A 12,675-nucleotide genomic window follows, 5' to 3' on the forward strand; every position below is an offset into this window, starting at 1 on the left:
AGCAAATGACCGACAAAAAAGTTACTCGACTGCGTCGCGCTCGCAAAGCACGTCTCAAGATGCACGAACTCGAAGTCGTGCGCCTGTGCGTGTTCCGCTCCTCGCAGCACATCTACGCCCAGGTCATTTCGGCCGACGGCAGCAAGGTTCTGGCAAGCGCCTCGACCTTGGACAAAGAACTGCGTGATGGCGCCACTGGCAACATCGACGCGGCCACTAAGGTTGGCAAGCTGGTAGCTGAGCGTGCGAAAGCCGCCGGTGTATCTCAAGTTGCCTTTGACCGTTCCGGCTTCAAGTACCATGGCCGCGTCAAAGCGCTGGCTGATGCTGCTCGTGAAGGCGGGCTGGAGTTCTAAGTTATGGCAAATAACGATCAAAAGCGCGACGAAGGCTACATCGAGAAGCTGGTTCAAGTTAACCGCGTTGCCAAAACCGTAAAAGGCGGCCGTATCTTCACCTTCACCGCGCTGACCGTGGTAGGTGATGGTAAAGGTCGTGTTGGCTTCGGCCGTGGCAAGTCGCGCGAAGTACCTGCCGCGATCCAGAAAGCCATGGAAGCTGCTCGCCGCAACATGATCCAGGTTGACCTGAAGGGCACCACCCTGCAGTACGCCACCAAGGCTGCCCACGGCGCCTCGAAGGTTTACATGCAGCCTGCCTCGGAAGGTACCGGTATCATCGCCGGTGGCGCAATGCGTGCTGTCCTGGAAGTTGCTGGTGTTCAGAACGTTCTGGCCAAGTGCTACGGTTCGACCAACCCAGTGAACGTGGTTTACGCCACCTTCAAGGGTCTGAAAGCCATGCAATCTCCTGAATCCATTGCTGCCAAGCGCGGCAAGAGCGTCGAGGAGATCTTCTGATCATGGCAACCGTAAAAGTAACGCTGATCAAGAGCGTCTCGGGCCGTCTGCCTAACCACAAGCTGTGCGTTAAGGGCCTGGGTCTGCGTCGCATCGGTCACACTGTAGAAGTCCAGGATACTCCCGAAAACCGCGGGATGATCAACAAGGCTTACTACATGCTGAAGGTCGAGGGTTAATCGATGAAACTCAATGATCTGAGTCCAGCGCCGGGTTCCCGTCGCGAGAAGCATCGTCCAGGTCGTGGTATCGGTAGCGGTCTGGGTAAGACCGGCGGCCGTGGCCACAAAGGTCAGACTTCCCGTTCGGGTGGTTCGATCGCTCCTGGCTTCGAAGGCGGTCAACAGCCGCTGCACCGTCGTCTGCCGAAGTTCGGCTTCGTTTCCCTGAAAGCCATGGACCGCGCCGAAGTGCGTCTGTCCGAGCTGGCCAAGGTGGAAGGCGACGTGATCTCCGTGCAATCCCTGAAGGATGCCAACGTGATCGGCCAGAACGTACAGCGCGTGAAAATCATGCTGTCTGGCGAAGTCACTCGCGCAGTCACCATCAAGGGTATCGCAGCCACCAAGGGTGCGCGTGCGGCTATCGAAGCAGCTGGCGGCAAGTTCGAGGAATAAATGGCTAAGCAAGGTGCTCTCTCTTCGCTCGGTAAGGGCGGGATGTCGGAACTCTGGGCTCGTCTGCGCTTTCTGTTCATGGCGATCATCGTCTATCGGATAGGTGCGCATATCCCGGTTCCTGGCATCAATCCAGACCGTCTGGCGGATCTGTTTCGGCAGAATGAGGGGACCATTCTTAGCTTGTTCAACATGTTTTCCGGTGGCGCGCTCGAGCGCATGAGCATCTTTGCACTGGGGATCATGCCGTACATCTCGGCATCGATCATCATGCAGTTGATGACGGCGGTCAGCCCGCAACTGGAGCAGTTGAAGAAGGAAGGTGAAGCTGGCCGTCGCAAGATCAGCCAGTACACCCGCTACGGCACCGTTATCCTGGCACTGGTTCAAGCCATTGGCATGTCCATTGGCCTGGCCAACCAGGGCGTGGCGTTTTCTGTAGGCCTGGGCTTCCATGTCGTTGCCGTCTCCACCTTCGTGGCGGGCGCGATGTTCATGATGTGGCTGGGCGAGCAGATCACCGAGCGCGGTGTGGGCAACGGTATCTCGATGTTGATCTTCGCGGGTATCGTTGCCGGTCTTCCGAGAGCAATCGGGCAGTCTTTCGAGTCTGCACGCACAGGCGATATCAACATTTTCGCCCTGGTCGCTATCGGTTTGCTGGCAGTAGCGATTATCGGCTTCGTGGTGTTCATTGAGCGTGGTCAGCGTCGTATCGCCGTTCACTACGCCAAGCGTCAGCAGGGCCGCAAGGTCTTCGCTGCGCAGACCAGCCACTTGCCGCTGAAGGTGAACATGGCGGGGGTTATCCCGGCCATTTTCGCGAGCAGCATTCTGCTGTTCCCGGCTTCGCTGGGTGCCTGGTTCGGTCAGTCCGAAGGTATGGGCTGGCTGCAGGACATCTCGCAGTCGATCGCTCCTGGTCAGCCGTTGAACATTCTGCTGTTTAGTGCAGGGATCATTTTCTTCTGCTTCTTCTACACAGCGCTGATGTTCAACCCGAAAGACGTAGCGGAAAACCTGAAGAAGTCCGGTGCCTTTATTCCGGGTATCCGTCCTGGTGAGCAGTCGGCACGCTACATTGATGGCGTTCTGACCCGTCTGACCATGTTCGGTGCTCTTTACATGATGGCCGTCTGCCTTCTGCCCCAGTTCCTGGTGGTGGCTGCAAATGTGCCGTTCTACCTTGGCGGGACCTCGTTGCTGATTGTGGTAGTGGTTGTGATGGACTTCATGTCCCAAGTACAATCGCACCTCGTTTCGCACCAGTACGAATCCCTGATGAAGAAAGCCAACCTGAAAGGCTACGGTGGCAGCGGTCTGCTGCGCTGATACGCCCCTAAGGTTCGAGGAGTCGGTAATGAAAGTTCGTGCATCGGTGAAAAAGCTGTGCCGTAACTGCAAGATCATCCGTCGCGAAGGCGTCGTACGAGTGATCTGCAGCGCGGAACCGCGTCACAAACAGCGCCAAGGCTGAGTGTGATCTGCGCTTCAAACCCAGCAGCTAGTGTGCTGCTGGGTTGATTATTCGTTTCTACAGCGATATTATCTCGCGCCCTATTTCTTGGCTTCCGGGGCGTAGGTAGCTGTCAATTGGAGTCCCACTGAATGGCCCGTATTGCAGGCGTCAACATTCCAGATAACAAGCATGCTGTTATCTCGCTGACCTACATCTATGGTGTCGGTCGCACTACTGCACAGAAGATCTGTGCAGACGCTGGTGTAAACCCAGCCGCTAAGATCAAGGATCTGAGCGACGAGCAAATCGAAACCCTGCGTGGCGAAGTCGCGAAGTTCACCACCGAAGGTGACCTGCGTCGTGACATCAACATGAAGATCAAGCGCTTGATGGACCTGGGCTGCTACCGCGGCCTGCGTCATCGTAAAGGTCTGCCGGTTCGCGGTCAGCGCACCAAGACCAACGCACGCACCCGTAAGGGCCCGCGTAAGCCGATCCGCAAGTAATCGCCCAGGAATATAGACATGGCAAAACCTGCTGCTCGTCCTCGTAAGAAAGTCAAAAAGACAGTGGTTGATGGCATCGCCCACATCCATGCCTCTTTCAACAACACCATCGTGACCATCACCGACCGTCAGGGCAACGCTTTGTCCTGGGCGACCTCCGGTGGTTCGGGTTTCCGTGGTTCGCGCAAATCCACCCCGTTCGCAGCCCAGATCGCTGCTGAGCGTGCTGGTCAAGCTGCGCTGGAATACGGTCTGAAGAACCTCGACGTAAACGTCAAGGGTCCAGGTCCAGGTCGTGAGTCCGCCGTTCGTGCACTGAACAGCTGCGGCTACAAGATCGCCAGCATCACCGACGTGACGCCAATCCCGCACAACGGGTGCCGTCCGCCGAAGAAGCGTCGCGTGTAATCAGGAGACAGATAAATGGCACGTTACATTGGTCCAAAATGCAAACTGTCTCGTCGTGAAGGCACTGACCTGTTCCTGAAGAGCGGCGTTCGCGCTCTGGAATCGAAGTGCAACATCGAAGCAGCCCCAGGTATCCACGGCCAGCGCCGTGGCCGTCAGTCCGACTACGGTACCCAGCTGCGCGAGAAGCAAAAAGTTCGTCGTATCTACGGTGTTCTGGAGCGTCAGTTCCGCGGTTACTACCAGGCTGCAGCCTCGAAAAAAGGCGCAACCGGTGAAAACCTGCTGCAACTGCTCGAGTGCCGTCTGGATAACGTCGTCTACCGTATGGGCTTCGGCTCGACTCGTTCCGAGTCCCGTCAGCTGGTTTCGCACAAAGCGATCAGCGTCAACGGTAAGACTGTAAACATTCCATCCTACCAAGTTCGTCCGGGTGACGTGGTCGCGGTTCGCGAGAAGTCGCTGAACCAGCTGCGCATTGTTCAAGCCCTTGAACTGTGCGCCCAGCGTGGCCGCGTTGAGTGGGTTGACGTGGATGCTGCTAAAAAGTCGGGCGTTTTCAAGAACGTTCCTGCTCGCAGCGACCTGTCTGCCGACATCAACGAGAACCTGATTGTCGAGCTCTACTCCAAGTAAGGGCTAGAAAATAGGTGCATCCATGCAGATTTCGGTAAATGAGTTCCTGACTCCCCGCCACATTGATGTGCAGGTAGTCAGTCCGACCCGCGCCAAGATTACGCTCGAGCCTCTCGAGCGTGGTTTCGGCCATACCCTGGGCAACGCGCTGCGCCGCATCCTGTTGTCCTCCATGCCTGGCTGTGCAGTAGTCGAGGCCGAGATCGACGGCGTACTCCACGAGTACTCCGCGATCGAAGGTGTTCAGGAAGACGTCATTGAAATCCTGTTGAACCTGAAAGGCCTGGCTATCAAACTGCACGGTCGTGACGAAGTTACGCTGACCTTGTCGAAAAAGGGTTCGGGGGTGGTTACCGCTGCCGATATTCAGCTGGATCACGATGTCGAGATCGTCAACCCCGATCACGTAATCGCGAACCTGGCGTCGAACGGCGCCCTGAACATGAAGCTCACTGTAGCTCGTGGTCGTGGTTACGAGCCGGCCGACTCCCGTCAAACCGACGAAGACGAAAGCCGTAGCATTGGCCGTCTGCAGTTGGACGCTTCGTTCAGCCCGGTGCGTCGTATCGCCTATGTGGTCGAGAACGCCCGTGTTGAACAACGTACCAACCTGGACAAGCTGGTCATTGATCTGGAAACCAACGGCACCCTGGATCCTGAAGAGGCTATCCGCCGCGCTGCGACCATCCTGCAACAGCAGCTGGCCGCGTTCGTCGACCTCAAAGGTGACAGCGAGCCTGTCGTAGTCGAGCAGGAAGACGAGATCGATCCGATCCTGCTGCGTCCGGTTGACGACCTGGAACTGACTGTACGTTCGGCCAACTGCCTCAAGGCGGAGAACATCTACTACATCGGCGACCTGATTCAGCGTACCGAAGTAGAGCTGTTGAAGACTCCTAACCTGGGCAAGAAGTCCCTGACTGAAATCAAGGACGTCCTGGCCTCTCGTGGTCTGTCTCTCGGCATGCGCCTCGACAACTGGCCGCCTGCAAGTCTTAAGAAAGACGACAAGGCGACCGCCTGATCGTCGTAATCACCGAACGTAGTGTTTGGTAAGGAATGAATCATGCGTCATCGTAAAAGTGGACGTCACCTGAGCCGTACCAGCTCTCACCGCAAGGCTATGTTCCAGAACATGGCAGTGTCGCTGATCGAGCACGAGCTGATCAAAACCACCCTGCCGAAAGCCAAGGAACTGCGCCGCGTTGCCGAGCCGCTGATCACCCTGGCCAAGGAAGACAGCGTAGCTAACCGCCGTCTGGCCTTCGATCGTACCCGTTCGAAGTCCGCTGTTGGCAAGCTGTTCAACGACCTGGGCAAGCGTTACGCCACCCGTCAGGGCGGCTACCTGCGCATCCTGAAGTGCGGTTTCCGCGCTGGCGACAACGCTCCTATGGCGTACGTCGAGCTGGTTGATCGTCCGGTCGGCGGTGCTGTAGAAGCTGCTGAGTAAGACGTTCTGTCTGCTACAAAGAACCGGGCCTAGTGCCCGGTTTTTTGTTTCAGGATGTATTGTTTATTTCTATTGATACAAGTCATGTAATGCATTTGTTCTTGTAACCTTGCTCGTCAATACTCTCTCCAGAGCCGATTAGCCGGCGCTTGAAGACCGATAAGGAGAGCCCATGAGCAAGATTCTCACCACCGCCAGCGGTGCACCTGTAGCAGACAACCAGAATTCCCGTTCCGCCGGCCCGCGCGGCCCGCTGCTGCTCGACGACTTCCACCTGATCGAGAAGCTCGCCCACTTCAACCGCGAGAACATTCCTGAGCGCCGCGTACACGCAAAAGGCTCGGGTGCCTACGGCACCTTTACCGTCACCCGCGATATCACCGATTACACCAGTGCCAAGTTGTTTGAACAGGTTGGCAAGCAGACCGAAACCTTCCTGCGCTTCTCCACCGTTGGTGGTGAGCGTGGCTCCGCTGATACCGAGCGCGATCCCCGTGGTTTTGCCGTCAAGTTCTACACCGAGGAGGGCAACTGGGACATCGTCGGCAACAACACGCCGGTGTTCTTCATCCGCGACCCACTGAAGTTTCCGGACTTTATCCACACCCAGAAGCGTCACCCGCAATCCAACCTGAAGAACGCTCAGATGATGTGGGACTTCTGGTCGCACTCTCCCGAGGCGCTGCATCAGGTCACCATTCTGTTCTCCGATCGCGGCATTCCGGACGGCTACCGCCACATGCACGGTTTCGGTAGCCATACCTACAGCCTGATCAATGCCAAGGGTGAACGCACCTGGGTCAAATGGCACTTCAAGACCCAGCAAGGCATCAAGAACCTCGCACCGGCAGATGCCGCGCGCCTGGCAGGTACTGACCCGGACTACGCCCAGCGCGACCTGTTCGAAGCCATCGAGCGGGGCGATTACCCACGCTGGACCGTATGCATCCAAGTGATGAGCGAAGCCGAGGCTGCCAGCCGCGACGAAAACCCCTTCGACGTGACCAAGACCTGGTCGCAGAAGGACTACCCGCTGATTGAAGTGGGCGTGCTGGAGCTCAACCGTAACCCGCTCAACTACTTTGCCGAGGTCGAGCAAGCTGCGTTTGGCCCGAGCAACATGGTGCCGGGTGTTGGCCTGTCGCCGGACCGCATGCTGCAAGGGCGGGTATTCGCCTACGCCGACGCGCATCGCTACCGGGTGGGTACCAACCACCAGCAGCTGCCGGTGAACGCACCACGTTGCCCGGTCAACAGCTACCAGCGTGATGGATCCATGGCCGCTGGCAGTTACGGCAGCGCGCCGAACTATGAGCCCAACAGCTACAGCGATGCACCGAAGCAGTCGCCACGCCACGCCGAGCCTGCGCTGGCCCTGAATGGTTCCGCAGACCGTTACGACCACCGCGAAGACACCGACTACTACAGCCACGCCGGCGCGCTGTTCCGCCTGATGAACGATGAGCAGAAAGCCCTGCTGATAAACAACATTGCCGGCACCATGGCAGGCGTAAGCGAAGACGTGATCCAGCGTCAGCTGCAATACTTCTTCAAGGCCGATCCTGCCTATGGCGAAGGGGTTGCCAAGGCCTTGGGCGTCAATCTCGCCTAAGTCGAAGTGATAAGAAGAACCGCCCTCATTTGGGCGGTTTTTCAATGAATATCACTACTGTTTAACCGATTTTTTGCTTCTAATTGCGCGGTTTTCAGTGACCACAGGCAAAAGCTGGTTCACACTATGTGGCATAGACGTTTTCCCATGGAGAAGCAGGGCGATGCAAGGTCACCCGGACGTAATCAACTACCTCGTTACGCTGCTGAAGGGCGAACTGGCGGCGCGTGACCAGTACTTCATTCACTCGCGTATGTACGAAGACTGGGGCCTGTCCAAGCTCTACGAGCGCATCAACCACGAAATGGAAGAAGAGACGCAGCACGCAGATGCCCTTATGCGTCGCATCCTCATGCTCGAAGGCACCCCTGACATGCGCGCGGACGACCTGGAAGTGGGCAGCACCGTGCCGGAAATGATCGAGGCTGACCTCAAGCTCGAGTACAAGGTACGCGGCGCGCTGTGCAAAGGCATCGAGCTGTGCGAGTTGCACAAGGACTACATCAGCCGCGACATCCTGCGCGCTCAGTTGGCTGATACCGAAGAAGATCACACCTACTGGCTGGAGAAGCAGCAGGGGCTGATCAAGGCCATTGGCCTCGAGAATTACCTGCAGTCGCAGATGTAAAAGCCTGGGGCTGCTTTGCAGCCCTATCGCGACACAAGGCCGCTCCTACATTTGAACGCGTCAATCCGGAGATTACGCGATCGCCTGTAGGAGCGGCCTTGTGTCGCGAAAGGGGCGCAAAGCGCCCCCAGGGCCTTACGCCCGATCCCGCTCCAGCAACGGTTTCAGGTAGTGCCCGGTATACGACTGTTTCATCGTACTCAGTTCTTCTGGCGTACCGCAGGCAATGATCTGCCCACCTTTCGAGCCACCCTCCGGCCCCAGATCCACCAGCCAGTCCGCGGTCTTGATCACATCCAGGTTGTGCTCGATCACCACCACGGTATTGCCGTGGTCGCGCAGGCGATGCAGCACGTCCAGCAACTGCTGGATATCGGCAAAGTGCAGGCCCGTGGTCGGCTCATCGAGGATGTACAGGGTCTTGCCGGTGTCACGCTTGGACAGTTCGCGCGATAGCTTGACTCGCTGGGCCTCACCACCCGACAGGGTGGTCGCCGACTGCCCCAGCTTGATGTACGACAGCCCCACATCCATCAACGTCTGCAGCTTGCGCGCCAGCGCCGGCACTGCGTCGAAGAACTCGCGGGCATCCTCGATGGTCATCTCCAGCACCTCGTGAATGTTCTTGCCCTTGTACTTGATCTCCAGGGTTTCGCGGTTGTAGCGCTTGCTCTTGCACACGTCGCACGGCACGTAGATGTCCGGCAGGAAGTGCATCTCCACCTTGATCAGGCCATCGCCCTGGCAGGCCTCGCAACGGCCCCCCTTGACGTTGAACGAGAAACGCCCCGGACCATAGCCGCGCGAACGCGATTCCGGCACACCGGAGAACAGCTCGCGGATCGGGGTGAAGATGCCGGTGTAGGTTGCCGGGTTAGAGCGAGGGGTACGGCCGATCGGGCTCTGGTCGATATCCACCACCTTGTCCAGGTGCTGCAGGCCATCCATGCTGGCATGCGGCGCCGCTTCCAGGCTGCTTGCGCCATTCAGGGCGGTGGCGGCCAGTGGGAACAGGGTGTTGTTGATCAGCGTCGACTTGCCCGAGCCGGACACCCCGGTCACGCAGGTCAGCAGGCCGATCGGGACTTCCAGGTCGACGTTTTGCAGGTTGTTGCCACGCGCGCCCTTGAGCTTGAGTTGCAGCTTCTTGTTGCGCGGCGTGCGCTTGGCCGGCACGACGATCTTCTTGCGCCCGGACAAGTACTTGCCGGTCAGCGAGTCGGGGTGCTCCATGACCTCCTGCGGCGAGCCCTCGGCAACGATCTGCCCACCGTGCACCCCGGCTCCCGGGCCGATGTCCACCACGTAGTCGGCCAGGCGGATGGCGTCCTCGTCGTGTTCCACCACGATCACCGTGTTGCCCAGGTCGCGCAGGTGGTTGAGGGTGGCCAGCAGGCGGTCATTGTCACGCTGATGAAGGCCGATGGACGGCTCATCGAGGATGTACATCACTCCCACCAGGCCAGCGCCGATCTGGCTGGCCAGGCGGATACGCTGCGCTTCACCACCGGACAGGGTATCGGCGCTGCGGTCCAGGGTGAGATAGTCGAGACCGACGTTGACCAGGAACTGCAGGCGCTCGCAGATTTCCTTTAGGATCTTCGCCGCAATCTCGCCACGGCGACCGGTCAGGGTCAGCTCGCCGAAATAGTTGCTGGCTTCACCGATAGGCAGGTTGGTCACCGCCGGCAGGGTTTTTTCGCCCACCCACACGTGCCTTGCCTCACGGCGCAGGCGGGTGCCGCGGCAATCCGGGCAGGGCTGGGTGCCGAGGAATTTGGCCAGTTCTTCGCGCACGGTGGCCGACTCGGTCTCGCGGTAGCGGCGCTCCAGGTTCGGCACGATGCCTTCGAACGGGTGCGAGCGCTTGACGATGTCGCCACGGTCGTTGAGGTACTTGAAGTCGACGCTCTGCTTGCCGCTGCCCTGAAGGATCACCTTCTGGTGCTCGGCCGAAAGCTGGCCGAATGGTTCCTCCAGGCTGAAGCCGTAATGCGCGGCCAGCGAGCCGAGCATCTGGAAGTAGTACACGTTGCGCCGGTCCCAGCCGCGGATCGCGCCTTCGGCCAAGGTGAGCTCGGCATTGACCAGGCGCTTGGTGTCGAAGAACTGCTTCACCCCCAGGCCATCGCAGGTCGGGCAGGCGCCAGCGGGGTTGTTGAAGGAGAACAGCTTCGGCTCCAGCTCGCTGATGGCATGGCCACAGACCGGGCAGGCGAAACGCGCGGAGAAGATCGTCTCTTCGCCTTGTTCGTCATCCATCGGTGCCACCAGGGCGATGCCGTCGGCCAGCTTGAGCGCGGTCTCGAACGACTCGGCCAGGCGCTGTTGCAGGTCGGCGCGGACCTTGAAACGGTCCACCACCACATCGATGCTGTGTTTTTTCTGCTTGTCCAGCTTGGGCAGTTCGTCGAGTTCGTAGAGCTTGCCGTTGACCCGGGCGCGCACAAAGCCCTGGGCGCGCAGCTCGTCGAACACTGCCAGGTGCTCGCCCTTGCGCTCGCGCACCACCGGCGCCAGCAGCATCAACTTGCTGCCTTCCGGGCGCTCCAGCACCAGGTCGACCATCTGGCTTATCGTTTGCGCCTCCAGCGGAATATCGTGATCCGGGCAGCGTGGGGTGCCGACGCGGGCGTACAGCAGGCGCAGATAGTCGTAGATTTCGGTGATGGTGCCGACCGTGGAGCGGGGGTTGTGCGAGGTCGACTTCTGCTCGATGGAAATGGCTGGCGACAGGCCTTCGATGGTATCGACGTCGGGCTTTTCCATCATCGACAGGAACTGCCGGGCGTAGGCCGACAGCGATTCCACATAGCGGCGCTGGCCTTCGGCGTACAGGGTGTCGAACGCCAGGGACGACTTGCCGGAACCGGACAGGCCGGTGATCACGATCAGCTTGTCCCGGGGCAGGGTCAGGTCGATGTTCTTCAGGTTGTGGGTACGTGCCCCACGAATCAGGATCTTGTCCACTGCGGCCTCGCTCGGCGGGCATAAACAAGGAAGTATACGGCGCGCTGCCAGTACGCGGCAAAGCGTCGCGTAGATGCCGTCAAGCTGTCGGACTGATAGAATCGCCGCCGGTTCACACGAGATTAATCCATGCACGACACCCACAACGAACGCATGAGTGGCAGCGAAACCCGCGCCGCTGGCGGCCTGGCCCTGGTCTTTGCCTTTCGTATGCTGGGCATGTTCATGGTCTTGCCGGTGCTGGCCACCTACGGGATGGACCTGGCCGGTGCCACGCCTGCGCTGATCGGCCTGGCCATTGGTGCCTATGGCCTGACGCAGGCCGTATTGCAGATCCCGTTCGGGATGATTTCCGATCGCATCGGCCGCCGGCCGGTGATTTACCTGGGGTTGGTCATCTTTGCCCTGGGTAGTGTATTGGCGGCCCAGGCCGACTCCATCTGGGGAGTGATCGCCGGGCGTATCCTGCAGGGCGCCGGGGCGATTTCCGCTGCGGTCATGGCGCTGCTGTCCGACCTCACGCGCGAGCAGCACCGGACCAAGGCCATGGCCATGATCGGCATGAGCATCGGCCTGTCGTTTGCTGTCGCCATGGTCGTTGGCCCATTGCTGACTCGTGCCTTTGGCTTGTCAGGATTGTTCCTCGCCACGGCAGGACTTGCCCTGGTCGGCATCCTGCTGATCGCCTTTGTGGTGCCCAATACCCACAGCATCCTGCAGCACCGTGAGTCGGGTGTGGCGCGCCAGGCCATCGGCCCGACCCTGCGTCATCCGGACCTTCTGCGCCTGGATGTGGGCATCTTCATTCTCCACGCCATCCTCATGGCCAGCTTCGTCGCATTGCCACTGGCCTTTGTCGAGCGCGGCGGCCTGCCGAAGGAGCAGCACTGGTGGGTGTACCTGACCGCGTTGTTCATCTCATTTTTTGCAATGGTCCCGTTCATCATCTATGGCGAAAAAAAGCGCAAGATGAAACGCGTGCTGGCCGGGGCGGTCAGTGTGTTGCTGCTGGTGGAGGTGTTCTTCTGGCAGTGGGCTGACGGTTTGCGCGGACTGGTGATCGGCACCGTGGTATTCTTTACTGCATTCAACTTGCTGGAGGCATCGCTGCCTTCACTGGTGAGCAAGGTGTCGCCTGCAGGTGGCAAGGGGACGGCAATGGGGGTCTACTCCACCAGCCAGTTCCTCGGCGCTGCCCTGGGAGGAATCCTCGGTGGCTGGTTGTTCCAGCACGGCGGGCTGAACATGGTGTTCCTCGGTTGTGCGGTACTGTGTGCCATCTGGTTGGTCGTCGCCTTGCGCATGAACGAGCCGCCCTATGTGACCAGCCTGCGCATGCCGCTGACGCCAGAGGCAGTCCGGGAAGCCGGCCTGACCGAGCGCCTGATGGCTGTGCCAGGTGTGACCGACGCCGTCGTGGTGGCGGAAGAAGCCGCCATCTATATCAAACTGGATACGAAAATTTTGGACCGTACGACCCTCGAGCGCCTGGTGAACCCGGCCTCTTCGGCGTGCGAAGCCTAGGA

The 12,675-nt window shown here is 59.4% G+C and carries 15 protein-coding genes; 14 read left to right on the top strand and 1 reads right to left on the bottom strand.

What is annotated here, in order from left to right; translation table 11 throughout:
- Nucleotides 1-5: 5 nt before the first annotated feature.
- The 13 genes from rplR to bfr all read left to right on the top strand — a co-directional run bounded on the left by rplR (nt 6) and on the right by bfr (nt 8,179).
- A complete protein-coding gene (gene rplR, locus ABX298_RS13035) occupies nt 6-356 on the top strand; it encodes a 50S ribosomal protein L18 (protein ID WP_009397496.1) in 351 nt (116 codons plus the stop codon).
- Between the two features lie 3 nt (nt 357-359).
- On the top strand, nt 360-860 hold the full coding sequence (gene rpsE / locus ABX298_RS13040) for a 30S ribosomal protein S5 (protein ID WP_003255465.1): 501 nt from the start codon (nt 360-362) through the stop codon (nt 858-860).
- A 2-nt stretch (nt 861-862) separates the two neighbouring features.
- Nucleotides 863-1,039 carry a 50S ribosomal protein L30 gene (gene rpmD, locus ABX298_RS13045; protein WP_003255463.1) on the top strand — a complete coding sequence of 59 codons (177 nt, stop codon included), beginning with the start codon at nt 863-865 and terminating at the stop codon, nt 1,037-1,039.
- A 3-nt stretch (nt 1,040-1,042) separates the two neighbouring features.
- Nucleotides 1,043-1,477: a 50S ribosomal protein L15 gene (gene rplO, locus ABX298_RS13050; RefSeq protein WP_003257107.1), complete on the top strand. Its 435-nt coding sequence runs from the start codon at nt 1,043-1,045 to the stop codon at nt 1,475-1,477.
- The gene (gene secY, locus ABX298_RS13055) at nt 1,478-2,809 is read left to right on the top strand and encodes a preprotein translocase subunit SecY (protein WP_003257108.1); all 1,332 of its coding nucleotides are present in this window, start codon (nt 1,478-1,480) and stop codon (nt 2,807-2,809) included.
- Between the two features lie 28 nt (nt 2,810-2,837).
- Nucleotides 2,838-2,954: a 50S ribosomal protein L36 gene (rpmJ, locus tag ABX298_RS13060; protein ID WP_002555468.1), complete on the top strand. Its 117-nt coding sequence runs from the start codon at nt 2,838-2,840 to the stop codon at nt 2,952-2,954.
- A gap of 131 nt (nt 2,955-3,085) precedes the next feature.
- Nucleotides 3,086-3,442, top strand: coding sequence for a 30S ribosomal protein S13 (gene rpsM / locus ABX298_RS13065; protein WP_003257112.1), 357 nt, complete (start codon nt 3,086-3,088; stop codon nt 3,440-3,442).
- A gap of 18 nt (nt 3,443-3,460) precedes the next feature.
- Nucleotides 3,461-3,850: a 30S ribosomal protein S11 gene (gene rpsK, locus ABX298_RS13070; protein WP_003255454.1), complete on the top strand. Its 390-nt coding sequence runs from the start codon at nt 3,461-3,463 to the stop codon at nt 3,848-3,850.
- 15 nt (nt 3,851-3,865) lie between these two features.
- The gene (gene rpsD, locus ABX298_RS13075; protein WP_003257114.1) at nt 3,866-4,486 is read left to right on the top strand and encodes a 30S ribosomal protein S4; all 621 of its coding nucleotides are present in this window, start codon (nt 3,866-3,868) and stop codon (nt 4,484-4,486) included.
- 22 nt (nt 4,487-4,508) lie between these two features.
- A complete protein-coding gene (rpoA, locus tag ABX298_RS13080) occupies nt 4,509-5,510 on the top strand; it encodes a DNA-directed RNA polymerase subunit alpha (RefSeq protein WP_003255452.1) in 1,002 nt (333 codons plus the stop codon).
- A gap of 42 nt (nt 5,511-5,552) precedes the next feature.
- Nucleotides 5,553-5,939 carry a 50S ribosomal protein L17 gene (gene rplQ, locus ABX298_RS13085; RefSeq protein ID WP_003255451.1) on the top strand — a complete coding sequence of 129 codons (387 nt, stop codon included), beginning with the start codon at nt 5,553-5,555 and terminating at the stop codon, nt 5,937-5,939.
- Between the two features lie 172 nt (nt 5,940-6,111).
- On the top strand, nt 6,112-7,551 hold the full coding sequence (locus ABX298_RS13090) for a catalase (RefSeq protein WP_075044430.1): 1,440 nt from the start codon (nt 6,112-6,114) through the stop codon (nt 7,549-7,551).
- Nucleotides 7,552-7,714: 163 nt separating this feature from the next.
- Entirely contained in the window at nt 7,715-8,179 is a 465-nt protein-coding gene (gene bfr, locus ABX298_RS13095; RefSeq protein ID WP_003257116.1) for a bacterioferritin, read from the top strand.
- A 135-nt stretch (nt 8,180-8,314) separates the two neighbouring features.
- Here the strand turns inward: bfr and uvrA are convergent, their stop codons facing one another.
- Nucleotides 8,315-11,149 (bottom strand): excinuclease ABC subunit UvrA, encoded by a 2,835-nt coding sequence (uvrA, locus tag ABX298_RS13100; protein ID WP_025337492.1) that lies wholly within the window; start codon nt 11,147-11,149, stop codon nt 8,315-8,317.
- A gap of 129 nt (nt 11,150-11,278) precedes the next feature.
- Between uvrA and ABX298_RS13105 the strand changes: the two genes are divergently transcribed.
- A complete protein-coding gene (locus ABX298_RS13105; protein WP_025337493.1) occupies nt 11,279-12,673 on the top strand; it encodes an MFS transporter in 1,395 nt (464 codons plus the stop codon).
- Nucleotides 12,674-12,675: the final 2 nt, after the last annotated feature.

The organism is Pseudomonas sp. X4, from assembly GCF_040784925.1.
Classification (GTDB): domain Bacteria; phylum Pseudomonadota; class Gammaproteobacteria; order Pseudomonadales; family Pseudomonadaceae; genus Aquipseudomonas; species Aquipseudomonas putida_Z.

Coding starts and splice junctions, on each gene's coding strand:
- rplR (WP_009397496.1), top strand. CDS start 6: ATGACCGACAAAAAAGTTACTCGACTGCGTCGCGCTCGCAAAGCACGT.
- rpsE (WP_003255465.1), top strand. CDS start 360: ATGGCAAATAACGATCAAAAGCGCGACGAAGGCTACATCGAGAAGCTG.
- rpmD (WP_003255463.1), top strand. CDS start 863: ATGGCAACCGTAAAAGTAACGCTGATCAAGAGCGTCTCGGGCCGTCTG.
- rplO (WP_003257107.1), top strand. CDS start 1,043: ATGAAACTCAATGATCTGAGTCCAGCGCCGGGTTCCCGTCGCGAGAAG.
- secY (WP_003257108.1), top strand. CDS start 1,478: ATGGCTAAGCAAGGTGCTCTCTCTTCGCTCGGTAAGGGCGGGATGTCG.
- rpmJ (WP_002555468.1), top strand. CDS start 2,838: ATGAAAGTTCGTGCATCGGTGAAAAAGCTGTGCCGTAACTGCAAGATC.
- rpsM (WP_003257112.1), top strand. CDS start 3,086: ATGGCCCGTATTGCAGGCGTCAACATTCCAGATAACAAGCATGCTGTT.
- rpsK (WP_003255454.1), top strand. CDS start 3,461: ATGGCAAAACCTGCTGCTCGTCCTCGTAAGAAAGTCAAAAAGACAGTG.
- rpsD (WP_003257114.1), top strand. CDS start 3,866: ATGGCACGTTACATTGGTCCAAAATGCAAACTGTCTCGTCGTGAAGGC.
- rpoA (WP_003255452.1), top strand. CDS start 4,509: ATGCAGATTTCGGTAAATGAGTTCCTGACTCCCCGCCACATTGATGTG.
- rplQ (WP_003255451.1), top strand. CDS start 5,553: ATGCGTCATCGTAAAAGTGGACGTCACCTGAGCCGTACCAGCTCTCAC.
- ABX298_RS13090 (WP_075044430.1), top strand. CDS start 6,112: ATGAGCAAGATTCTCACCACCGCCAGCGGTGCACCTGTAGCAGACAAC.
- bfr (WP_003257116.1), top strand. CDS start 7,715: ATGCAAGGTCACCCGGACGTAATCAACTACCTCGTTACGCTGCTGAAG.
- ABX298_RS13105 (WP_025337493.1), top strand. CDS start 11,279: ATGCACGACACCCACAACGAACGCATGAGTGGCAGCGAAACCCGCGCC.